Origin of the sequence: Rhizobium sp. CF080, assembly GCF_000282095.2 — a bacterium.
In the GTDB taxonomy this organism is placed as follows: Bacteria; Pseudomonadota; Alphaproteobacteria; order Rhizobiales; family Rhizobiaceae; genus Neorhizobium.
This window is the reverse complement of sequence record NZ_AKKC02000004.1, coordinates 1,862,291-1,885,018: the sequence shown is the minus strand read 5'-3', so window position 1 is coordinate 1,885,018 and position 22,728 is coordinate 1,862,291. Positions and strand designations below refer to the sequence as shown.

The window sequence follows — 22,728 nt, the reverse complement described above, 5'->3', positions numbered from 1 at the left end:
AGCTTGATCCGATCCGCGCGTTTTCCGCGGAAGCCGAAGATAGCGCCGGAACCGGGCGCCTCCTTGATGACTGCCTCCACCATCGCCGACAGGCCGTCGATGCCACGTCGCATATCGGTCACGCCGCAAGCGAGATAAACCTGCACATTCCCAGACGGCCCGATCATGCCGCCTCCACATAAGCGATCAACGACGCCAGCACCCCGAGATCCAAGTCCGCTGCAATCCTGAGCAAGCGACCGTTCTTGAGGACGATTTCGACGTCTTTGCACCTCGATCCGACAGCGCTCCGCTTGGAGCCGTTGCCAGGATTTTCTGAGGGCCCAATAATCGAAACCGGGACGAGCGATGCGGCCTGAGGAGAGCCGATGTCGGAGGCTAAGAACTTCTTTCGCCAGGCGTATATCTGTTGAGGAAGAACGTCATGCCGGCGGGCGACATCTGAGACGCTGCCATCCCCGCTAAACGCTTCGTGCAATATCGAGAGCTTCAGTTCTGTGGACCACCGGCGTTGCCGCTCTCCGCCCGTCAGGATCTCAACCTTGGCCATTCATACCCTGTTACGTCACAAATGAATCATCTGTTTCGTAACTTGCGCTAATTCCGCGCCCCGCCAAAACCGGCTCGCCGGACGCTCACCAAGAAGTGAAGTCGAGGATACTTTCAAAAGCCGTCTCGAATTGCTGGAAGTAAAGCTTGCCGTCGATCATCTGGTGGACCCCGCTACCGATCCCATATCTTCGCGCGCAATCATGGTTGCGGACGTTGCTCGCATGGCGGGAGATGGTGCTGGAAGCGCCTAGAAGCTCAAAGCACTCAGGCACTATCTTTACGAAAGCGGTGAGTGGAACGAGCATCGGCCATTCATCTATGACCTTAGCGATCCCCTAGGGGAAAAGTCCGCCAATCGATTGCTGCAGCGATACTTGGACACGCGGCGGGGCAACTGCATAACCATGCCGATCCTTCTCTTGATGATGGGGCAGCGCTTAGGGTCGAATATGGCGCTTGCTCAGGCTCCTCTTCACGTATTCGTCAAATATACCGACGATGCTGGCGCGACATGGAACCTGGAGGCGACGAGCGGCGGCGGATTTACGCGCGATCTCTGGTATAGGCAGAAGTTGCCGATGAATGACGATGCTGTCGCTAAAGGTACCTATCTCCGAGCACTCGCTCATGAGGAGGCTGTTGCGTTGATAGCTTCCTTCGTGGTCGAGCAACACTGGGCCGAGAGCAGGTTCGAGGTGGCGATATCGACCGCTGATGTCATTCTTCAACATTACCCGGCTTTTGCTTAGATGCTGGCCAAGAAGGGAAGTGCCTATAGCGCTCTCCTGCAGCGTGAGCTTGCGGGAAAGTATATACGCACCTCGGACATTCCGCCTGACGTGAAGGCCAGGGTTGACAGGTGGTACCAGGAAAATCTTACAGCATTCGCCAAAGCTGAAGCATTGGGATGGCGTCCGGAGGATGGGCAGGTCCCCTAGCGGCACCGCGCCTCCGTTCCTGCGGCTATAGCCTTGGGTCCATCGCCGGCTGGCTCTCGGCCCGCCGAAAGGGTGTTATTGGCAGCACAATTGCCGGCGCGCCTGTTGTGGAAAGAGCCGCTTTGCGAGAATCATTGACCTCCTTGACGACTCCACGAAGAGGCTATCATCGGTAGGGGAAGTATGTTGGATTTCTGCGATGCTGCCCATTAAATGGGTTGGAGTATGGCCTTGATGCTCGTGTTACCCGGATATTCGTCCAACACCTTTTCCAGCAGTTCGCGCTCTGTCGTCCCTCCGCCACCTTGCCGGAGTAACCGGAGCGCCGAGAACCACTGAGTCCTCCCCTGACCGACAATTACGAGACGTGATACGTCACCCCCAGCTCGTGCCCAAATCTCGCCTTGCATAGGACCGAGAGGGTATAACTCGCTCAATGCTTGAACTACATCGTCAATCGGCTGCATTGCAGGAGGCAAAGCTGGAGAATTCTGCGCACGTGGAGTCCCGCGAGCGACTGAAAAATTGGTTTCAAGGTTATCCGTCTTGAAAATGGGATGCTGAAATGACCGCGACGCCACGTCGTCAGCTACATAATCGAAGAGATCAAATATTCCAATCGTGCCATCGTCTTTGGACCTCGCAGCCCCTTGCAACCCTCGCAAAATACTGGTGGTAAATACACTGTTCCGGGCCCCGTCCAACACTACGGCAACTTCGTCACTGCGACAGGAAGTGAAAATCACCCTCCCACGCCCAGAACTGAGGTTTTGCGGGGCACTAGCACCAATACCCTTTGGCTTAACGCGGCCTCGGGCTGCTTTGATGGTCCCCATTCCGCCTGCATGACAGGCATCCAAGATTACCACCTGGCGGTACGACGGAAGATTATCGAGGCGCTCAACAAGGTCGGCATCGCTTATGGCTGTAACATCGTGATCGTCGAGGGTAGCCTGGTAACCAAGAAGATAGCTTCTTTCTGACGATACTTCTCCATGGCGGTCGCCATGACCCGAGAAAAAGAAAAAGAAGGGCTCGTCGCGAGTCAGACTCTCAACGTTTTGATCAATCGCTCGCAATATATTATCTCGTGTTGCATCGCGCTCCATGAGCATGTGAATTTTGGAGGGATCATAGCCACAGAATTTTGGATCGCCCAACGTTGAGGCTATATCAGAAGCATCATTGAGGACGGCCCTCGGCAACGCATCTACGTAGGGATAGCCGCTGATGGCAACGATGACTGCACGGCCGGGAACGAATTTTGTCATGCTAATGAAAAAACCTGTCGTACCTCATTTTCCGCAGCGTGTGATTACCTGGGAAATCTTCTGCCATCACCTTGATCAACGACGCCGGGTCTATTTTCCGACGCCCTTGCTCCATCTCCTGTACAACAATCCGCCAGCCTTCGCTCCCACTAGTTGCCCGTGGAATATCCCCATTCTTGCCGCCCGCCCGCTCCCAGAGGCTTCGATCGCCTGGACCGATCGGATAAAGCTCAACACCGATCTCCTCCAAGATCCTCCATTTAACGCCTGGAGCCAATGACCCCATAAGATCCAATCGATAACGTCGAAGATAGCCGATCTGGTCTCGACTGATATCCACAGCCGGTATGATGTCATTTCGGCCTTCAAGGCACCAGTCCGCAAGGTCGCGGGCCGTGCGTTCCCAATCGCGAGCGGCAACCAGCCGGCCGATAGCGGCCGCATCTTCTGTGGCCAAATGAATGTTTTTGATCGAATACCACAGCCACTTACGAAACTCGGATTCAGGCAACTCCCCAAACATTCGGAAGTAAGCGCAGCCCAGCGCGATGTTTGTTGAGAAATTCTGAAGTGCTTTTTCGACCCGTGTAGGAGCGAGGACACGCTCCTTCAGCGGTTGCTCCAAGGGAGCTAATCCGTCTATTAAAAATTGGGAAATCCACGCATCTGCTGTCGCGTCGAGGTAAGCTTGCCGCATTTCAGCAGGGATCGCCAGCCAAACCTGCGCTCGATGTTTATAGTCCACAATGTTAGCCAAAGCCGTCTTAGAAAGTTTTTCAAGAAGATCTCTGCCCGCTTCATCGATGGTTCCGGCTACGAGGAGATCAAGTAATCCGCGAAGTGCAACTTCGGGTTTTCGCGGCGCCTGATACGCCTTAATGTCCTCCCTCAGTACCTGAAGCCAGATTTTCCGCCAGTTTCCGTCATTGACATCTAAGGATTTTAGAAGACTTTGCCGCATCGCCGCCTTCGAAGCGGCGATTTCAATGAGGGCAGGTATGCCTTCCCTAACGGCGATAGAAATTATCTCCTGATCGGAACTTTTAGTTAAAGCGATTTTAATACTATCACTGGTGGCCGCAAAACCCTTGATGTGCTCCATCACTGCTTGACCTGGTTCAAAGAGCAACGCACAGCAAGCAGCATGGCTCAGGTTCAGTCCTTCTGTGGCTGTCAGTGCGAGGAGTTTATAGTCCGGCGTTTCACTGCTTGAGGCCAAGAGGCCTGATGCAAATCTCTTGTCGAATTTCGGACGAGCACCAGCTAGCTTTAGAAAGACGCGAAGTGTGGAAGGCTGGTAGAATACAACCCCTAAGACGAAGCGGATGTCAAAGCGGTCGGACTGAAAATAATCTTGCAGTCCGGCCGTTATGCTACTTTTCCACTGTGAGCTCGGCCCCTCGCGATCTGTGTCGAGGAGGACTGTAGCCGCGTCTTCTGAAGGCTCATTCGGAAGACGTTCGTGAGCCCAGTTGCGCAAAGATCGCCAAAATATCTCAGCATCAGCGATGGCTGAAAGATCGAGATTTCGAGACATCCTGATGGCGCCTGTGTCGGCGCCTTGAAACGCGGCTGATGTCCTCTCCAAAAGCTGAATCTTTTCGTTGGCCCCGTCGGTCGGTGAGGGGGAAAGAAAGCAAATCAACCTTGTCGCAGAGATCAAATCCGCGAAATCCTCATCAATCGTCAGAGCTCTGGAGATCTCCGCGACTTGCGGCAATTGACTGAAACTGCTCAACCTCGCGTTCAACGCTGTCATCAAGGCCTTGATTTCGTTGCCTTCGGGCAGTCCCATAAGCGTTGCCACAGCCGCGTCGTCGCTGTCGCCCTCTTCTTTGACAAGAGGATATCCAACCCATCGAGACTTCAGACCGGCAAGGGTCTTCACGACTGTTGGGCGATCAGGGATATCTTGTGGTGAAAACGCCAACCGGAAGCTGAAGCTCTGCCGCGCTTCGGGCCAGAGATTGCGCCATAAATTGGTAATAGCTTCTTCGAAGCCGGTTTCAAAAGGCCACACTATCGTGCTTTGAAAGTCTTTGACCATAGCGGTGGCGAGCCCTCGGTGGGCTGTGCCCAAGCCATTGTCGATGTCGATCTTCACGTCTTCCAGAGGTGCGGGATCATCGAAATGATCCTCCAGAAACCTAAAGGCGCCAGCGATGCTGTGAACCTTTTTAAGATTATCAAGAGAGACGAATAGCGCCTTCGACCGTACCATGCCAGGACGAACAGCAGTGTGGTCCGACGCTGTTCGAGCAAGGACATAGTGATCGCCAAATAGGAACCCGCTGAAATAAGGCTGCCACTGAACTCCTGGAGGGACGCTTCCGCGGAGATCCATCTGATTGACAATCGATCCGCTTATGGTGGCAGAGGGACTGGCGGCCAGCAAAGCATGGCCTTTATTCAGCTCACCGTATGCCGCTTGCCCGAGACGCATCAGGTTCTTCCGAGCACAGGTTTAATAGCAAGCGTGAGGTCTGGCGAGCGAGATCCGTCCTCCTGGACAATATAGCCGAAGTGTTCGGGCCCTAAATCGATGTAATCTTCATCCTCCGTGTCCTCGCTAAGGCTTTTTTCGAGAGCGGAAAGTCCGATAATTGAGCGATAGTTCGGGTCCCAGTTTGCTTCCACAAAGGATGACACCATGGGCATTCGACGACGTAGGACATCTAAAGGTGGTAGGTTTAGTTCAGGGGCGGTTAATTCATCCCAGCACGACAGCAACAGCAGAAGGCGTGGGGTCGATACCCGGGACAAGGTACCCGTCCCGCGAACGAACATGAGCCACTGAAGGAAGTCGACAAGGCGTGATTGATCAGACATTCGGAACGGGCCACTTTGCTTGTCCTGCCGGGCAGTCAGCTGAGAGAGTGGACGAGAGAATATGTCGTCACTTACACTCGAGTTGTTGATCCGCATCATTACGATCCACGCGTCTGCGGTTTCAACGCGTTTTCTCCATTCAGGAGGCATGCTTCTGTTGTCGCGAATGGAAGAAACCTGCTCGCCCCCATAGTCCGGCCATATCAATTCCGTAGAGTTGCCGTCAGCATCCGCTACAGGCCATCTGCTATCCGAGTATTGCGATGCTGAAGTATGTTGGGCTGCGCGTCCGTCGTTTAGCGATGATAGGGCATTTTCAAACGGCGAAAGCGAGCTTGGAGTTCCTACCATCCGCAGGTAACCCTTTTCTTGGTTCAACCGTCCAAGGAGCTGGCCGCCAAAGTTGGTTTTTCCGACGTTATATTCTCCGAGTAGGAGGATGTTGGAGCTCATCGGGTTCTGCCAAAGTTTAGGAACGGGTCGTTACTTGCAATTCGAGTTTCACTTGGAGTGAAACCTCGTGGATAAGGTTGTACAGCCCACTTCAAGACGTCGCCCATCGACTTCTGCGCAAAAATCTCATCACCATCGATATCTAGGTTCGAGACGCTGCAGGAAAATTCTGCGACCTCTGGCATGACGAGCTTCGCGGCCTCCAGGATCGAGTTGCGTATGTTGGGGGAGATTCCGATGTCCGCCTTTGTCCAGACCAAAGCAACGGGTCTTCCGCGGCGTTCATGCGCGGTCCTTCGGATCAATTGGATCAGTGAAGATCGCGCATTGCCCCGGTTTGAGCCGGAAAGTGCTTCGCAGTCTGCAGTGATCAAAAATACAGAAGCACGGTCTGCAAGCCATCGCGCTCCCTCCGCATCCTCAGCAGAGCTGTCGATCGCCCACCTTTGAAACCACTCGCCTGGTGAATCGGCGAATAGAAAATCAACGAGTTCGTCATCCTCCTGTCTCACGGCGAGATGCAACATTCCGGGTGCACGACCAGCGCCTGAGGATGTGTGTGGTGGAAAGGTCGGGGAAGAGCCCTCCCATCTTAGGGCGTGCGCTACCGCTTCCCACCCTTCAAGCGTAAAGCTACCGGCGAAGGTATGATCTCCCACCCGGCCAGACCTTCCAGCTCCTTGATACCATGCGGCCAAAAGCGTGGTCTTCCCCGCATTATGGGGGCCTACAATCGCTACCAGTCGTGTTTCACCCCTACCGGTGAGAAAAAGGAGCTCATCTGTTCCAAGCGCTGTCCCAGTCCAAGGCAACAACGTTTGTTCGCCATTCCCTCTCTTTTCCGCAACGGCCTTCTTGCCCCCTTGCGCGTCCAACCAATGTTTACAGGAGGCCGGTGTGGGTTCTCCAAGGCGACATGCGACATCCGGCACGTGACAACGTGGGTAGGGACAGCGTTCCATCACGTGCTCTTTTTGCGGGTCCGAGGGGCTACGACCGTGGCATTGGCGATTTGCAGATCGCGGTAGATCCAGAGCGAAAATCCTACGGGTGAAATTGAGGTCGTTTCTGCCAGTCCAAGACGTGTTCCCAGATATTGAGCGGGTTCGCCTTCCACAAGCAGACTTGTTAATTGCGTCCGACCTGATGCCCGGTAAACGCTCGCGAAATGCCCCTGCAACTTTTCATCGATCGCGCTTCCCCGATGCGCGACATCGCTGAGCAGGGTTGCTAACGAGATTGGCTCGTCAGCTTCTGGACCGAGCAGCGAACGCAACGCTTCCGAGATAACAGCTTCTGCCATGAGAGGAGCGTAAGCGCCTGTGATGGCGGCGGCATCAACCGCCATCCATGCACATGTTTTCGCAGTGCTGAGCGCTCGATAGCTTACTTCGGCTTCCGGTGAAAATAAAGCTTCCTTCCACCAAATCATTGAGGTCCGACGCTCAAGGCCGTGAGCTTGTTGAAGAGCGGAAGCAACGGCCAAACCGACTTGGTCGGCGAATGATTTTAAATGTTCGTCGGGTTTCAGAGCCTCTATGACTTTCTCAATATTTGCTTTCACAGAAGCGTCTACTGCTGCTGCTACCGCTTTCGCAGCTCTTGGCGCAAATTCGTAAGACCAAGATGCGCCGGTGTTCGGCCAATGCTGATTGCCTGCTTCGTACGCCTTGCTGTTGGCGTCATGAGGACCAGCCGCCGCACCAAAAAGGTTTGTGACCCAATCCACCTTCAGCGTTTGCACTGTAACGCTTGGAGTAGCAGGGATATCAAGCTCCAGTGTAGACGCATTCTTCGTCGGCAAAGCCCATTCTTTACGGGCCCGCTGCTCGAGCCTTGTCCCCGCCTCGCTGATTAACTCCTCCCAAAGCTCAATATCGGTAGACGCTCCAAGATGGGGAAGGAAGTTTCTGGCTGTAAGGCAGGTTGCGAGTGCGACTGCATCAATAGCCATGACCCGGGCTAAGCCATCGAGTATCACGGCTCTCATCACGACGGGCAGAGCCTTCTCCGGGAATGCACTAAGGTAGGAATTCCATTTCTTTTCGACGATAGTCGCGACTTCAGCAAGGATAGGCTCATCGGGTGGAACCTTTAAATCGCATCCAACCTGCACGAATGAAGCAACCCTATTTGGGGACGCTTTCAACAAGTTCGCGACATCGTCTGCCGCTTCTCGTAATTTCTGAAGCCTTGCGTCGTCGCCGGCCAGATCAAAGAGCCGTTTTGTGAGGAACCGCTGAAGAATGTCTTGCGCCACTTGCGAATGCCTTTCGCGGAAATCAAGTTCGAGTATGTTGTGAACATAATAGTTCGGGAGCCGCCTACTTACGCGGGTATATAAAGTATTCACAGTTTTATTTAGCAATGGGTTTAACGAGATAACCTACTAATGATCATCGCTGGATTCGGATGGCGCGGACCCCAATCAAGGTTCGGAAGACTGCTTAACGCTTTGGTGGTGCTTGATCGGGCATACGTCAATAAAGGCGAGCACAGTCTGGGAGATCTTTTGTGAGGAGAGCGGCATTGCTAATCGGGATTGACAAAGCGAAGTCCCTCAATCCGCTAAAGGCAGCTGTTTCGGGCGCAAAATCTATGGAGAGCTGGCTCGCCTTGGACGGATACGAAACTAGCTTGATCACCGACGAACATGGTGACGTTGCTATAGGAGACCTCAAGCGAGAGGTCCGACGGCTCGTGCAGAGCGCAGAATTCGAAAAACTGGTGATTTACTTCGCAGGCCACGGTTTGATGAGTGGCTCGAACGAGATCTGGTTGCTTTCCAACGCCATTGACGATGCGGATGAGGTAATCGATGTCGGAAGGAGTGCAGAAGATTCGCGGCGTGGAGAGATCGGGAGTGTGATATTTATTTCCGACGCGTGCCGCACCGTCCCACAAACATTAGCACAAAGCAGGATGACGGGTGGGACACTGTTCCCAAACGGTGATGGTCGGCTTGATGTAGAGGTTGATCGTTTTTTCGCTACCCGACCTGGTGATGCGGCTTTGGAAGTAGCCATATCTGAAGGGCAGTCTAGTGTTGTTGAGAAATACGTTGGCGTGTTTACCGAGGCACTCCGAAGCATTCACATCGATCCCGCAAGAGAACTCATTGGGTCAGCAGACGTCGACGGAACCGAAGGCCCAGTGGTTCTTTCCCGGCGCCTAAAGAGGGTGCTGCCCAACCTCGTTAATGAGCGCGTACAGGATGTGAAGCTCTCTCTGAGACAACAGCCTCAGCTGCGCCTAGAGTGTGGTGATGATGGATTCGTAGCAAAACCAATCTTCACGAAAGGTTTGCGTCGCGACGACAAAAAGCGACCTCAGCCGCCAGATCCAATACTGGAGAAGAGATTTGAAGCTGCGGAGGCAAATGTTCTCGGAGATAGGTCAGAATTTGAAACTGAGTTGTTTTTGCAAGACGATTCCGACCGCCCAAGGTTCGAAGCTTATCGCCAGAAATTCGCCCTGCTTGATGGCCGACTAACTGAGCCGATGCGGCCAGGGGCGACCATCATTGGACGTCCAGTAAAATCTATTTGGTCATATCGTTTCGCCGAGCTAGACGCCCGCTCTTCAGGCGACGCGGTGATTAACCTGAATGGACGAGCGGTCCACCCGGTCAGTGTCATAGTGCGGTTTGAGGACAATACAGGCGCAGTTTTAGCATTGCTTCCTAACTATCATCTGACCGTAAAGCTTGATGAATCGGGCATTTTGCAGATGACCTATTCCTCGATAGATCCTGACTCTGGAGAGAATTTCCGTACCTTCGATTCAAACGAGATCTGGATCTTACGAGCGCAAGCCGCTGCTGCGATAAACATAGGGCTTTTTCCGATGGACCGTCATCAGGTCATCGAATTTGCCGATGCTATTAGGAGGTGGAAGAAGGTCGATCCAACTTTAGGTCTATACGCTGCGATAGGGTATGCGGAGGTGGGACTGAAATCTCAAATAAATTCCGTTCTCCGATTTATGGATCACGATATAAAGGGATCGCTGTTGGACCTTTTGATATTGTCGGGCTCTCGTCGCCGCGGACGATCCGTGGCGCCGTTCTGCCCAATGCTCAGCCAAACCTGGGCGTATCTTGATAACGCGTCGATAGCGTGCCCGCAGAAAATCCTCGAGGCGGGAAGGCATCGTCAACAATCCCCGTGGACCACGTTCACGCCTGACGGGATGAGAATTCTTCGAGAAGCATACAAATTAGGAGAGCTGAATTGGGTAAATCGATAGTATTCATTCATGGAAGATCGCAGCAGGGCAAGGTTCCGGACGAGATAAGAAATGAATGGATAAATGCATTCCGGACTGGGCTCGGTCGCCAAGCGGATGAATTCTTGTCTACTATCAATATAGCACTTCCGTTCTACGGAGACATTTTGGATGGATTCACGCGTCAGATGGAAGCCGATCTTCCGGCAGACGTGATTCTGCGGGGTACGTCCGCCACTTCCGATATCGAGTTTCAGGAGTACGCGGCTGCGGTGGCAGATGGTTTGAGACGCTCGCTTGCGATGACGGATGCTCAAATTGATGCCGAGTTGGGAGACGCAGTAATCGAGCGTGGTCCACAAAACTGGGGATGGGTGCAGGCAATTTTCAAAGCTGCGGATCGCCTTCCAGGCTTGAGCGCTCACGCTATCGAGCGCGCGACCCGAGATGTCTACCTGTATTTGACCCGCACTAAAGTCCGGAAAGCGATCAACAGCGTAGTTGAGGATGCACTGGGAGACGGATCCGTCGTCCTAGTCGGGCACTCACTGGGGTCTGTGGTTGGGTACGACATTTTGTTGAATTCGCCAAAAGCCGCCAACGTCGTTCATTATGTGACAATTGGTTCGCCGCTTGCCGTGGGGCCGATCATGAGGTCTTTCAAACCGCTGAGATATCCAGAGCAGCTTCGGTCCTGGTACAACGCCTTTGATGATCGCGACGTGGTCGCATTGAATGCGCTTGATAATGGGTACTTCCCTGTCAGCGGAGGTCGGATCAACAATCAGAACAACATCAGAAACCGGACCGATAACGCTCATGGCATTTCGGGATACCTTTGCGATCCTACTCTTGCGAACCACCTGCGGCAAATAGTGGAAACTTGATGCTTCTTCTGGCCGAACCTGGTCTCTGAAGCGGAGCGTCCAACCGCCAGTATAAGGTTTTTTAATGTGGTAAATATCCAAGTAAGCGCCGGATTACGTGCACCAATCTCAAACTAGCTGCTCAATTATAAATAAAGTGCCGAGCTATCTCCTTGAACTTCTTGCACTTCAGACATTCTCATTAACTGCCAATGACATCAGGTGCTTAACCCATTTCGGTCAGGCGTCGCCGGTTCAGATCCCTTCAAGGCGAAGACGCAAGATAAGGATTTTGCTCGCGCCACCTTGGGGTGCGTTTTCTTGTGCTCGCGTCAGGCGGGCGTCGATGAGAGGCCGGTTGGGTCAGTCCCTCATACAGGATGGCGCCCGCTGAGCCGTCTTCGCCCAGCATGCCTGCCGGCTCAGGAGAGCAACTCAGCTCGCAGTTTTGCCGCTGGCCCGGCGAAACTCCTCTGACGTTTCGTCCAGGAAGACATAGAGCGCCGTGATCTTGCCGTCGCGGACCGTGATGACATCCCAGCCAGTGTATTCAGGTGCCTCATCACGAGGGCCGGAACTCCAGGCCAGGCGTCCGGCATATGAAGCACCTGCGGCTTGCCGTGCGGCGTGAAGACGTAGTGTGGATGCGTCGCCCGAAGATCGCCGGCAAACTTGTCAATCGCGTCGTGCCCGATGATGGCACCGGAAGGCACGTAGAGGACGCCGTACTCTGCCAGAGTTCGGCAATCGCGGCACGCCGGCGTACTTCGCCGGCGGATTGTTGTCATTCCTTTGAACCAGAAGACGGGACAGTCGGTTTTGCGAAAAACGGCCGACCGATGCAACAGTCTCGTTGAACTACGCATCCCGCGAAGGCCGCTTTCAGGCCCTTTAGTTATCCCTGACCAAATCTCTTGTCGATCCTACCGCCAGCGAAACACGACGTCGCGGATGTCGCCAACAGCAAAGCTCGCTCCGTCAAGCACGATACGGGCATTGGAGCCTTGCACCTGCTTGCACCTCATCTTGTGAATGTAGTCATTGTTCATCGACCAGTATTCGATAAAGGCGTCATTTCCCACTTTGATGTTTGGCATGACCTTGTAGATCTTCGAAGGGGACGGAAGTGTTCGGTCGGCACATAACGACATGAGGGGGCTTCGATCGGCAATGCCCCCAAGCTTCAGTTGACCGTTGGAAAGCTCGATTACATCGCGCCTAAGACTGATTGCCTTAAGAGCATTCAGCCGTCCGCGGCTCCAGGCATCTTCAGCTAACTCGGTATGATCAACGTCCACCGAGACTAATATGCGGTTCTTAATGTCCTTGGGGTGGGCTATGTCCAAAGCGGCGATCAAGCCGCCGGTAAAGGAAACGAGAGCGGCTGCAGGGGAAGTCCCGCTATCGAGGACGGTTGATCCCGTTCCATCTCGTGTCTCGACACCGCAGCCAGGCGCAAGTAGATCCACGAATTGCGACGAGTAATTCGAAAACGTCGCTCGTTTGCCCGAACGTCCATGGGCACCAACGGTGATGACGTTTTCACGATTTTGGCCGCTGAATCCGCCCAGTAATGCAGGGTAAGCGGCGTTCAGGCCAATATCTTCGCCTGGACCCAATCTGCTGTTTCCCGCAGCCACCACGAACAGTGTGTTGTTGGAGAAGCTGCGAATGGAATTTGTTATGCCAATGATGTTGAGCCTCGTGGCAAGGCTCATATTCACTACAACTGCGCCGCTAGCGCCAAGAAAACCTAACGCTCGATCCAGTTCGCTGGTCGGCACCATTCCACCATCCATTTTCGAGGACGCGAAGTTGACGACCTTGATCCTCAAAGGGGGGCGCGGCGCCCAAATCACATCAACCTTAGGCCCGCCAAGAACGAGGCTCGCCATTCGCGTGCCATGAAACTTCCAAGATAGATCGGGGTTCTGGTACGGAATGACATTACCAGTGGCTGGGTTCATGTTGAGGTTTACGCCAAATATGTCGTCAATTGCTCCGTTTGGCGGGATGTCGTCATCAGCGCCCATCTGCCCATTCATTTCCTGAGAATTCCTGGCGAGCGACGTGGGAACGAAGAAGCCGTCATCAGGCGCTGCCAAGCCGGTATCGATCACACCGATGGTGACTGTCTTCATGTCGCCGTCGTTTTTTGCTAGTTGATCGCGTTCCCACTTGAATTCATCCCTGAGCGCTGCGAGGTCGATCGGGACATTGATGTCCTCAGACGATGAGCAGGGGGTGTCGCCGCCCGCACTTGCAATTTCGACGGATTCGATCAGGGCGAGCTGCGTAGGATCTGACGTTTGCGGCACGGTCACCGGTTTGACCGAATTGTTGATGGCGGCAGCAAGGCCTGGACCAGCGAGCTGCTTCACGGCGTCGGGAAGCGCAATACCCCCGGCTTTAGGCTCAAAGATTTCGATTTTAGCGCCAAAGGGCAATAAGACCTTTCTGCCTGTTCTTATTGATTTGAATGCCTCTTCGATCTCCGCGCTATTGTCGGCCTCGCGCCCCTCATTGACGGCGTAGGTTTTCGCCTTTGTGAGGTTACCATAGACGCCGTAATGCTCTTTGAGGAGGGATTCGACCGTATCGTTCTCCTTGACATCAACCAGAATGTTACGATCCAGGCGCATACAAAACGGAACCGCCACAGTGACGTCCGGGCCAACCGGGACATCCGCCGGTTGCTTGTTAAGAGCTTCAGCTTCGGTGACCAACTCGGCTTTGACCTTTGCGGGCTGGTCGCCGCATATTTCCGCGATGATCGCGTTCAGCGTCTGGGTGCCGTTTTCCACGGTCTCGTAAGAAGGTCTCCCGTCCTTTGCCAACTGAATGCGCAATTCGTCGGGCATGCCGTCGACGGCGCGGACCGTCCAGGCGCGTGGGGAATTCGGATCCTCGGCACGGCTCGGCGAGCCCGATATCGTCAGAGCAAGCATAACAAGTATCTTGAATGCTTCTCTACAGTTCATCAGAGACCTCCGCGATCGCTTGTGCTGAAATTCCTTCGTTGTGGGACACCTGACAATTGCCAGCAAGGTGAACTCCAATGACGTCACCCTCCGCACTCATAATTGCAGCACCGGAAGAGCCGCCCCATGTGTCGACATCGTCGTAACGTATCTCCCCGCCATTAACCGCCTTCACCGTGCCAGCTTCGACCATCTTCGGTTTGCCATCGGGATGTTGAAAGATGACAATCGGCTCTCCTGAAACAACGGTCCGTGGTGCGACCGGCGATGGCGCGGCGTAGTCGCCAGCAAGCTTGCCGTCGGCGTCCTTTTCCAGTTCGACAATCGCAAAATCCAAGTGATTGGCGCCCGGTCGGTGCTCAACGAGCCGTTTGACTTGAAACGTCATAGGCTCTCTCACCTGCCGAGACGGATCGCGCTGATACCCGATATCGACGAGTTGCAGCTTTGCAAGTTCTCTGGGGTCCGACAGCCGAGGCTTTCCATCATTACCGTAACGAAATGGCGTGGTGCGGCCGGCATCATCATTCAACGCATCGAAACAATGAGCGGCCGTAAGAACCATTGCTTCATGAACAAGCGTGCCGGTGCACCAGCCCATCCCCGCAACGGTACCTGGGACATATCCCTCGTCAATTATTTTCTGATCGTCCGGCCATCGAAACCTCACCGTCGATCGCGCATTCTCCGAAACGAATTCCTTCGAGACGCCAAGCGTCCCGTCATAGAGTTCTACGTCCTGCATGCTGTCGCGGATCCCGCAAAGCGATTCCGGCTTGAGGGGATTGAGGTGAGGCAGGTCGATTCTGTCAAACTCGGTGGCAGCGACGACCACTGAGGCGAAGCCTGCCAGAGTTATCAACAGGCAAGCAGCGGCAATCCGATGATGCTTCGATGAAAGCATAGCGAAGGTCCGCCGAGTTTTGGGACGATTCATCACGTTATTGTCTCTCGATTGACGAGCCTCCAGCGCATGGAGATCACCATCAGAAAATACCTTGACGCCATCAAAAATCACGATTGTGTTTAGTACTGTTTTTGTTAACATTCAATCGAGGGTTTATTGAGGGGATAGTATGATCCTTCGTTGTTCAACCCATGCCGTGTTGCGGCTGTGGATGATATTATTTTTTTGCCTTGTTTGTGAAGTATCATCGGTGAACGCTGATGATGTTGGCATAGATAATAGTATAACTATTCTTACTGATCTTCTGTTAAAATCAAAACTGAAACAAAGTGATCCGAACAAGATTCAGAAGGTTGATATTCTTATTAGATATTTGCTCGATTACAAGGCGCGCGGGGCAGGAATAACCCTTGAGCGACAAACTGCGGTTATCTCGCAGGAGTTGCTGGCATCTGGCTTTACGCGAGACAATCTTCCCGCAAGCTGGACCGGTGATTTCACCGCTGCGCTGAGCGAGAGCGAGGCTTTTTTTGATAACCTTCTAGTGAGCCGTGATCCCACGGCGTCCTTCCTGCGCCGCGCCAAGACCCTAGCCGACGACAAGAGCAAGCTTTCCGCAACAAACCCTGCTGTCGTCGCAGCGGCGGCTCTCATTGATGCAAAGTTGAAGGTTCTGTTGGTGCCCGCCTCCGTGCCCGCGCTGGCGGCTCAAGCTGATGCGATGGTCACCGTTCTTCAGGATGCTGACTCGCGCAAGATTCTTCTGCTTGATAAGGACTCGATCAAAAGCTTGGCGGCTTTGCGTGCTGCGCTTCTTCCCTTCGAACAGCGCAGGGAATTGCGAGTCCATCTTCTCGGTGCCCTTTACGGTGACGTCGACGCGATTAACTCTGACTTCGAGCCAGGCGCAGGGAAGCGTATATCCCGCGCCCCTAAAACGGAGAGCCGCTGGTGCATCGCATCGGCGGCTCTTATCGCGCAATGTGAGCGCCAGGCGGCGTGCCAATTCAACGACGACTACAAGAATTTGTGTGGCTTTGATCCGGCTCCTTTTGCGCCGGCGGCGAAGAAAGCGCTGGTGGTCTTCTATGATTGCCGAGCAAACGATCAGGATTCCAGCTGGACCATGGTGCCCGAAACGAGTGCGATCCGCAAAAGTTTTACGCTTCCTACAGGTACTCAGACGCGTGTGGCAGCGCTTTATAGCAAGGGTCAGAGTTTCCGATGCTCGAATTCGCCAAACTGAAAGGCTATGTCTTGAGGCAACGCTTGCGAAAGACGATGCTCATCATCTTGGCTGCGACGGGTCTGATGGTCTCTGCGGCCTGCTCTGTCGTCGAGTCCTATTCAATCAGCGTGGTGGACGGACAGACCCTTACTGGCTCTTGTGCTAGCGAGGCGGGATCATACTCGCTTTCCATGACCACCTGGCAGTTCCAGATTACCAAGTATCCCGACAGTCCCTATATCCTCGAAAACATTGTAGAGAGCCACCACCCCGATGGTAAGCATACCTACTGTCTGGACTATGTCGCCTCGTCGCTGTCGCACGATCAACTGTCGATCGGCTATGCGAAGCCTAACAGCGAGACCGCCGGCGCTACGCAAGGCAAACCTGCGACGACAGGGCTGCTTAATTATGTGGCATCCTTCTCGGTTGATAAGTCCGTCAACACGGCTCGAAATCTGATCAGGGCGATCTTTGTCGGCATGTCCGGACAGAGGGATTTCTCGGGGGGCCGTGCCGGCAAAACCCTGTCGGGTGAGCCTCAGGTCCTGGGCCGCTTCGACGTTGATCCACTTGATCCGATTGATATGGCCAAGACCAATGCGCGGCTCGCTGATTTTGGTTTCTGCTTGGTGCTCGATCAGTATTCCTATGAAGCCTCGGTCGTATCCGGCGAGAAATATTGTGCCAATCCGACCGCGACGGCCGCCCGTTATCCGTCGGCAAAGCTTGCCGATGCCCGGCGGCAATATTGGATTCGTAAGGACCCGGAAAGGCGCGGCGTGCTTTATCGTCCGAGATTGCCATACATGCTTCAGGTCTATACCCAGGAAGACCCCCGGCATAGCGCGTGGCAGTTGCGTTATGTGACCGAGGTCAAACTTGAGAATATCGCGCCCATCATCTCGCTCGGCGTCCAGAGGGCGTTGTTTGCCCAGGCGAAGGTCGGCTTGGAATTTGACGACGGGGTGTTGACGAACTTCTGTATTTCTAAGTCGAGCGAAGTCGCGGGATTTGTCGATATTCCTCTCGATATCGTCTACGGGCTTGTCGAGCTTCCGGCGGCGACTATTCGCGCCGAATATGAACGGGCAAACTCAACGGAAGCGTTGAAGAGGGCTCAGATCAACCTTATCGAGACACAGGAATCCTACGCCGAATTCCTGAAAAACAAGGATAGCACAGCATCATTCAGCCCCGGGAAAGGCATAGCAAATTCCACCTGTGGGAATACTGCAGCCTGCAAGCCTGCCGAAAAGACAACCTTCGAACCAACGATCTCTCTGGCGCCGCCCGCGTTCACCTCTCAGGTCTGTAAGGACATTATGGCAAAGCTTCCTTCAGGAGGCACGTAACAATGCCAAAGTGGAAGAACAGCAACGCCGTCCTGATGTCGATGGTCGCCGCGTTCGCGCTGGCAGGGTGCAATGCGCTGGTGAGCGAAGAGGTTCAATCCATCGCAGGTTCGCCGAGCTCGAGCACATGCAGGTATAGCGAGGGCGAGTATGCCCTGCCGAAAGATATCCTTGTCGTCGACATCTTCAGGGACGAAGGCATCCCAAACCAGTACACGAGCGAAATTAAACTCAAACGCACTGCCAGCGATCAACACTATTGTTTGGACTTTCTTGGATCGGCCTTGGCTAGTGATAGGCTCGAGATTTCCCGCAGTTCAGCGGACCCGCGGCTACTAGGCAGCATTACGTCCGAATTTCAGGGTAAGACGCTCGATGTAGGCGAAGCCTTCATCAATGCTGCCGCGCAGCGATCGGCTGCTGCAGGGCGTAGCGCGTTCGCGAACGAACAAAAGCAGATCCTCGCAGGACATTTCGAGTTCGATCCTTTCGACCGGGGCTCGATTACTCGGATTGACGGGAAGCTACGTGATCTCGATCATTGCATCTTTATCGACCCGACCGATGATCCATACGTCCCCGCCTGGCAGTCTTCCCTATGTTCATCAGCGTCGCCGACTGTTGTTCAGTCCGGCTACTACGGGCTTTCCGTGATCAAGGCTTCCTCATCGCTATCTAAGGAAAGCCCACGGGGTGTGCTTTATCGACCTATGTTGACGCACAAGCTGGTGGTCATGCGACGAGATCACGCCGCCGGCGGTGCCTGGAAGCTGTTCGAAACGAGGCGTGTCCACATGCCAAATGCCGCGCCAGCCTTCTCTCTTGAGGTCAAACGGTCGCTATTCGTCGACAGGAAAATGGACATTGCTTTCGATGGGGGCGTGCTGAGTTCGATCAAGATCGACAAACCCAGCGAGGCGGAAGCTTTCTCCGGTTTTGTGCTCAGAACGATGCAGGTCATCGTCTCTATCCCTGTGCGCGCGCTCATAATCGGAAAGACCGATACTGAAAACCGGAACGAACTAATCCAGGCACAAGGCAAACTCATTGCAACATTGCGCGAATATGATGAGGCGGTGAAGCAGCACAAGGCGGAACAAGCGGCCATCTCCGGCATCCAGTCCGAGCCGCAACGGGCGGCCTTCGTCAATAGCGATCCTCTCGGTTCAGCCTTGGAAAGCGGTAACTTCGCTGACTGCATCAACTCGGCCGCTGGCATGGAAAGCGCCTATCAGAAGTGCCAAAAAATCGTTGAAGAAAACGGAAATCTCGAGTGAGTATTTGGGCAGCAGCCGGATATTGGGCGCTCCTTTGCGTGTGTATCGCTACCGCCTCCCAGGCGCAGGACCGGGAGACACAATTCCCGACGTGCCCAAAAGAGAAGTGTTATGTTCTGTCATATAACCCATTGATAAAAGCGCAGTCCTCGGGAAGAAAGGATGGGGCCTTCAACGCGGCTGACATGCTGGCAAAGGTTGGACCCGATGGTAGAGCGCTTCTGACCCGTGAGGTTATTGACGGTGTTGTCGTCCCTCCGCTTTTCGATGAGGTTGTTCGCATCACGCTGCGTGTGGGTGATGTCGAAGCGCTCTGCACCGGTGTCGCCCTCGGTGATAACACGGTCTTGACAGCCGGCCATTGCGGTTGCGCGCTAGCGTCAACTTACAGAATTCAGTATCCGCGCTTCGGCGACCCGGCATTCGAAACTCAATTCTATCGCCCACGGACACTGGCTAGGGCGCCTTTGACGTTTTTCGGATACGATTGCCAGCGGCCTGATACACCTCAGCCGGGCCGTGATCTGGCGTTGCTGTTCCTGTCGCCGGTCAAGCCGGAGGACCGATCTGGCGTTACACCACCGCCAGTAGCTTCCATGATCGTCCCATACGAGTTGGCGCAGGCCGGCAAGCTCGAAAGCATGCTCGCATTGGGATATGGCCGACGCGAGAACGGTGATTTCCCGAGAGATTTGATTGCCGCTTTTATAGGGCTTCGCGATCCCTTTTGCCTGAATGATCGAGGCGACGCTTCGGGTTGTGCGCCCTTTCGCGAATTTACGCTTTCCAGTCTCGTTTCCGAGACCGACCCTGCGGCTGATACCTGCGACGGAGATAGCGGTGGGCCGGTCTATTTCATTCATGGCAAGATCAACGACAGCGGCATGGCCGAGTACCACCGTATACTGGTCGGGATTACGTCTCGTGGCCTTGATGGCGTACCGCAGTTTGGGCCAACCGATTGCGGCGGCGGCGGGGTCTACACCGCGGTTGGCCACTCAGACGTGTTAAAGTGGCTGGCTGTCAACGGCGTACCGCTGGAAGTTGGCGATCAGGCTCGCCGTTATGTGGAGCGCGCCTTTCTTCCGAATTAATTTCGCTCGGGCAAGACATTGGCAAGAAATGCCGCTGTACTCCCGGCTTACGGTTCCATAATAGAGAGATATGCGCCTAAGTGGTAGGAATGTCCGCCAGTTGGCCAAAGTGAATGTGAGGGTCAACGGTTCGTTATGGCTCAAGGCGGAGACCAGGACGCCCGGCCAGATGCAACATGGTCTGAGTATCCGAGCCGAGCATCTCATTCGATCTTACGCAGCTTCCCAAACCTGATTGAGGATCTTTGCGGCCAGTGCGGCCTTGTCTTGCGGAAGGAAGCGACCGTAGTGCTGCTGAACGACATCGGGTGTATCCTGAATTGCGTAGCTCGCCTGCTCGTAGGATCCGGTCTGCTTCAGAATATGCGTCGCGAGAATGTCCCGCAGGTTATGGGGTCCATGCGGCAACAAGCCTTTGATGGCACCTCGCCCGGTGTAAGGGTTGTAAATTCCATAGCGTTGGATGACGGTCCTCCAAGCTTCGTAGAACGTGGTCGAGTTGTAAGCTGCGTCAGTACTGGTGGTCTTCACCGTTTTGACGAACAGGGTTCTGGGGTCTTTGGCGCCGCCAAGGAGGACACCACGATGACGGTCGATATAGGCATCGAGATATTCGTAGAGGTCGAGCAGGTCTGGCAATATCAGCCGAAACGGTTTCTGTCCGAAGAAGGATGAACCGGAGTTTTTGAATGCGACCGACGGGATAAGGACCTCCCACCCATGGTCGCGATCACTCCAGCGCAACTCACCGCATTTCAAATCCTCCAACCGGCGTTCTGACGCCGGATAGTGTGCACGGGGGCAGACACGAAGTTGGCGAAGGTTCTTTTGTCTGAGCCCAAGGTGCAGGCCCAGCCGAAGCAATAGGAATGATCTAACGGCTTCGGCGGCCGGTCGTGGATATCTGTTCTCATCCGGCATACGTCTCACGATCTCGTCCGTGATCTTGCGATATTCCGCCAGCGGGCTGTCCGCTTCAAGTACACACATGATCGGTTCAAATGGATCGCGATGCACGCGCATCACTCGCTGGATCTCCTTGGAACGGTTAGCGGCATGTCGGTGAAACGCATCACAGGCGCCATGCCAGTCCCGAGCCGCGAAATCGATTTCTTCCTGCTCAATCAAGCCCGCAATGGGCCTGACATTTCGAAGCAGCTCCGGATGCTGCCGGATCCAACCGACGTCTGCGCGAGATAGGGCTTGGGCGACCATCAGCATGTCTTCTTCCCACTTGGTGTAGAAGCCACGTCGCTGTTCCCGCCACTGCAGATACCAGTCCCAAACACCCGGGAAGACGAGAAGGCCGAAGCTCAACTGGCTGACTGGCACACCAAAACCCTTCACGACACCGTTTGGCGAGGCAGCAAGCGCACCAAACATCAAGCCGAGGTGCTCAATCTTCTGGGAGGCCGTTTCTTCACCCCAGACGCCGTTCCGTTGGAACCCAATCGCCGTCAGCGTCGAAGTCTTGAAGCGGATGAGATCAGCCATTTCCATGGCAAGTCTCGGCGGTGCGTCGACAACGCCGGAGAGCAGATCAGGATCGTCAAGTTCTGCGGCAACGTTCTGATTGGTGCCGGCCGCCGAGGCCAACGATCGAGAGGAAAGAAAGCTGCTGCCATTGGTGACGCCGGGAAAGCGGATGGCATATCGCTGCTTGCTGGCCGCCGCCTGATAGCGGCGATATTCCGTAGAGCCAGAAATGATCACCCGGCGCACCCAATCGAAGATCTCCTCGCGCTTGGTAAAGGGCAGGCTGTTGAAGTCTTCGGGCAGGTGCAATGAAATCCGCCGACGCTCAGCTGGGCTGATGTCACCGAGATCGTGACCATACAGCGAGCGTGCCTGGTGTGGTAGCTTCTCTTTGAAATATCCCTCTGAAAGTCGATAGCGTCGCTCGATGCGGCTGAGGATATTGAAACTGGCAACAGATCGGGGCACGCGCTCTCCCTGGATCCACGATAGCAGCGTCTTGTTGTCGAAGGTCTCATTCAGATGAACAACGGCGCGGTAAAGCTGCCAATAGGTGTCGCCGAACCGACGCATATGATAGACCAATGCATCCTGGAAGCTCGCCGGGTCCTCTGCCGCGTCGAACAGTGGTTCCGGGAATGGGCTGATCGGTTTTGGAGTCGGCCCACGTGGCACCGATTCAGACGGGGCAACGATGCCATCGGCCGTCGCACGTTGAGGCTTTCTGTTTGAAGTCGCGGAGGCTGCCTTTCTGGCGGGCGCCATTTTGTCCGGGCGAATTGTCTGCTCTGGCGGCCGTCTCTCTTCGGCCGCTGGTGTTGCACCAAGCCATCGGATGATCGCATCCAGGCCTGGCTGAAGTCGCTTTTTCAGTTCTACAGTCAGCTGAGCTTCGACACCACAGGCTTGGCCTATCGCCGTCCAGTCGAGTTGGCCACTCCGGAGCGGGGGCGATTTCCGATAGATGATTAAGCTGATCAGGAAGGGCCGGATGTTCTCCAGCACCCGCTTGGATGTGATCGGCGCGATACGCAGTTCGCAGAATTGGGATATTTTTCGCTGAAAATGACGTGATGAAAGATCGTGTTTGGGCATGCTCATTCCGTTTCTCTCGGCAACAGTGCCGAGGGCGAGCGGAAATATGAGGCGAGCTTTAACAAAGCATGTATCGGGCGTGTCACTTCTAATGGCGCCCGTTCATCGTGTTAGGCGCCGATGTCGCCCGGAATCAAAGCTCAGGAGTTCAATGTCGGCGTTAATTAAGCGCGCTTATC

16 protein-coding genes are annotated in these 22,728 nt (G+C 54.5%); 7 read left to right on the top strand and 9 right to left on the bottom strand.

Annotated features, from left to right (window positions below; all coding sequences use genetic code 11):
* Positions 1-163 precede the first annotated feature (163 nt).
* Positions 164-550: a transposase gene (locus PMI07_RS15565; protein ID WP_007755486.1), complete on the bottom strand. Its 387-nt coding sequence runs from the start codon at positions 548-550 to the stop codon at positions 164-166.
* A 316-nt stretch (positions 551-866) separates the two neighbouring features.
* Between PMI07_RS15565 and PMI07_RS33650 the strand changes: the two genes are divergently transcribed.
* A complete protein-coding gene (locus tag PMI07_RS33650) occupies positions 867-1,301 on the top strand; it encodes a transglutaminase family protein (RefSeq protein ID WP_081760776.1) in 435 nt (144 codons plus the stop codon).
* 398 nt (positions 1,302-1,699) lie between these two features.
* Here PMI07_RS33650 and PMI07_RS15555 read toward each other — a convergent pair whose 3' ends face one another.
* Genes PMI07_RS15555 through PMI07_RS15535 form a run of 5 tightly spaced genes read right to left on the bottom strand, consistent with a single transcriptional unit; the run spans position 1,700 to position 8,303 of the window.
* Positions 1,700-2,761 carry a caspase family protein gene (locus tag PMI07_RS15555; RefSeq protein ID WP_007766094.1) on the bottom strand — a complete coding sequence of 354 codons (1,062 nt, stop codon included), beginning with the start codon at positions 2,759-2,761 and terminating at the stop codon, positions 1,700-1,702.
* 1 nt (position 2,762) lies between these two features.
* Positions 2,763-5,204, bottom strand: a complete 2,442-nt coding sequence (locus tag PMI07_RS15550; RefSeq protein WP_007766092.1) for an effector-associated domain EAD1-containing protein — start codon at positions 5,202-5,204, stop codon at positions 2,763-2,765.
* The gene (locus PMI07_RS34910; protein ID WP_007766090.1) at positions 5,204-6,043 is read right to left on the bottom strand and encodes a hypothetical protein; all 840 of its coding nucleotides are present in this window, start codon (positions 6,041-6,043) and stop codon (positions 5,204-5,206) included. The genes PMI07_RS15550 and PMI07_RS34910 overlap by 1 nt, the downstream gene beginning before the upstream one ends.
* Complete coding sequence (locus PMI07_RS34135; RefSeq protein ID WP_007766088.1) at positions 6,040-7,005, bottom strand: GTPase; 966 nt, start codon at positions 7,003-7,005, stop codon at positions 6,040-6,042. The genes PMI07_RS34910 and PMI07_RS34135 overlap by 4 nt, the downstream gene beginning before the upstream one ends.
* Entirely contained in the window at positions 7,005-8,303 is a 1,299-nt protein-coding gene (locus tag PMI07_RS15535; protein WP_007766085.1) for a GTPase-associated system all-helical protein GASH, read from the bottom strand. The genes PMI07_RS34135 and PMI07_RS15535 overlap by 1 nt, the downstream gene beginning before the upstream one ends.
* Positions 8,304-8,557: 254 nt before the next feature.
* Between PMI07_RS15535 and PMI07_RS15530 the strand changes: the two genes are divergently transcribed.
* The gene (locus PMI07_RS15530; protein ID WP_155956469.1) at positions 8,558-10,291 is read left to right on the top strand and encodes a caspase family protein; all 1,734 of its coding nucleotides are present in this window, start codon (positions 8,558-8,560) and stop codon (positions 10,289-10,291) included.
* Positions 10,276-11,157, top strand: a complete 882-nt coding sequence (locus PMI07_RS15525) for a hypothetical protein (protein WP_007766079.1) — start codon at positions 10,276-10,278, stop codon at positions 11,155-11,157. Before PMI07_RS15530 ends, PMI07_RS15525 begins: the two co-directional genes overlap by 16 nt.
* Positions 11,158-12,059: 902 nt before the next feature.
* Here PMI07_RS15525 and PMI07_RS15520 read toward each other — a convergent pair.
* Positions 12,060-14,084, bottom strand: coding sequence for a S8 family serine peptidase (locus PMI07_RS15520; RefSeq protein WP_197032500.1), 2,025 nt, complete (start codon positions 14,082-14,084; stop codon positions 12,060-12,062).
* Positions 14,085-14,106: 22 nt separating this feature from the next.
* Positions 14,107-15,165, bottom strand: coding sequence for a serine protease (locus PMI07_RS15515; RefSeq protein WP_037086373.1), 1,059 nt, complete (start codon positions 15,163-15,165; stop codon positions 14,107-14,109).
* 28 nt (positions 15,166-15,193) lie between these two features.
* On the opposite strand from PMI07_RS15515, the gene PMI07_RS15510 reads away from it, so the two are divergent.
* From PMI07_RS15510 to PMI07_RS15495, 4 genes are all read left to right on the top strand, one after another.
* The gene (locus tag PMI07_RS15510; protein ID WP_007766071.1) at positions 15,194-16,270 is read left to right on the top strand and encodes a hypothetical protein; all 1,077 of its coding nucleotides are present in this window, start codon (positions 15,194-15,196) and stop codon (positions 16,268-16,270) included.
* On the top strand, positions 16,249-17,607 hold the full coding sequence (locus tag PMI07_RS15505; protein ID WP_007766069.1) for a hypothetical protein: 1,359 nt from the start codon (positions 16,249-16,251) through the stop codon (positions 17,605-17,607). Before PMI07_RS15510 ends, PMI07_RS15505 begins: the two co-directional genes overlap by 22 nt.
* A gap of 2 nt (positions 17,608-17,609) precedes the next feature.
* Entirely contained in the window at positions 17,610-18,884 is a 1,275-nt protein-coding gene (locus PMI07_RS15500) for a hypothetical protein (protein ID WP_007766057.1), read from the top strand.
* Positions 18,885-19,069: 185 nt separating this feature from the next.
* The gene (locus PMI07_RS15495; RefSeq protein ID WP_155956468.1) at positions 19,070-19,978 is read left to right on the top strand and encodes a trypsin-like serine protease; all 909 of its coding nucleotides are present in this window, start codon (positions 19,070-19,072) and stop codon (positions 19,976-19,978) included.
* A gap of 213 nt (positions 19,979-20,191) precedes the next feature.
* Here the strand turns inward: PMI07_RS15495 and PMI07_RS15490 are convergent, their stop codons facing one another.
* The gene (locus tag PMI07_RS15490; protein WP_197032521.1) at positions 20,192-22,549 is read right to left on the bottom strand and encodes a hypothetical protein; all 2,358 of its coding nucleotides are present in this window, start codon (positions 22,547-22,549) and stop codon (positions 20,192-20,194) included.
* Between the last annotated feature and the right edge of the window lie 179 nt (positions 22,550-22,728).

Coding starts and splice junctions, on each gene's coding strand:
- PMI07_RS15565 (WP_007755486.1), bottom strand. CDS start 550: ATGGCCAAGGTTGAGATCCTGACGGGCGGAGAGCGGCAACGCCGGTGG.
- PMI07_RS15555 (WP_007766094.1), bottom strand. CDS start 2,761: ATGACAAAATTCGTTCCCGGCCGTGCAGTCATCGTTGCCATCAGCGGC.
- PMI07_RS15550 (WP_007766092.1), bottom strand. CDS start 5,204: ATGCGTCTCGGGCAAGCGGCATACGGTGAGCTGAATAAAGGCCATGCT.
- PMI07_RS34910 (WP_007766090.1), bottom strand. CDS start 6,043: ATGAGCTCCAACATCCTCCTACTCGGAGAATATAACGTCGGAAAAACC.
- PMI07_RS34135 (WP_007766088.1), bottom strand. CDS start 7,005: ATGGAACGCTGTCCCTACCCACGTTGTCACGTGCCGGATGTCGCATGT.
- PMI07_RS15520 (WP_197032500.1), bottom strand. CDS start 14,084: ATGCTTGCTCTGACGATATCGGGCTCGCCGAGCCGTGCCGAGGATCCG.
- PMI07_RS15515 (WP_037086373.1), bottom strand. CDS start 15,165: ATGTTAACAAAAACAGTACTAAACACAATCGTGATTTTTGATGGCGTC.
- PMI07_RS15510 (WP_007766071.1), top strand. CDS start 15,194: ATGATCCTTCGTTGTTCAACCCATGCCGTGTTGCGGCTGTGGATGATA.
- PMI07_RS15505 (WP_007766069.1), top strand. CDS start 16,249: ATGCTCGAATTCGCCAAACTGAAAGGCTATGTCTTGAGGCAACGCTTG.
- PMI07_RS15500 (WP_007766057.1), top strand. CDS start 17,610: ATGCCAAAGTGGAAGAACAGCAACGCCGTCCTGATGTCGATGGTCGCC.
- PMI07_RS15495 (WP_155956468.1), top strand. CDS start 19,070: ATGCTGGCAAAGGTTGGACCCGATGGTAGAGCGCTTCTGACCCGTGAG.
- PMI07_RS15490 (WP_197032521.1), bottom strand. CDS start 22,549: ATGCCCAAACACGATCTTTCATCACGTCATTTTCAGCGAAAAATATCC.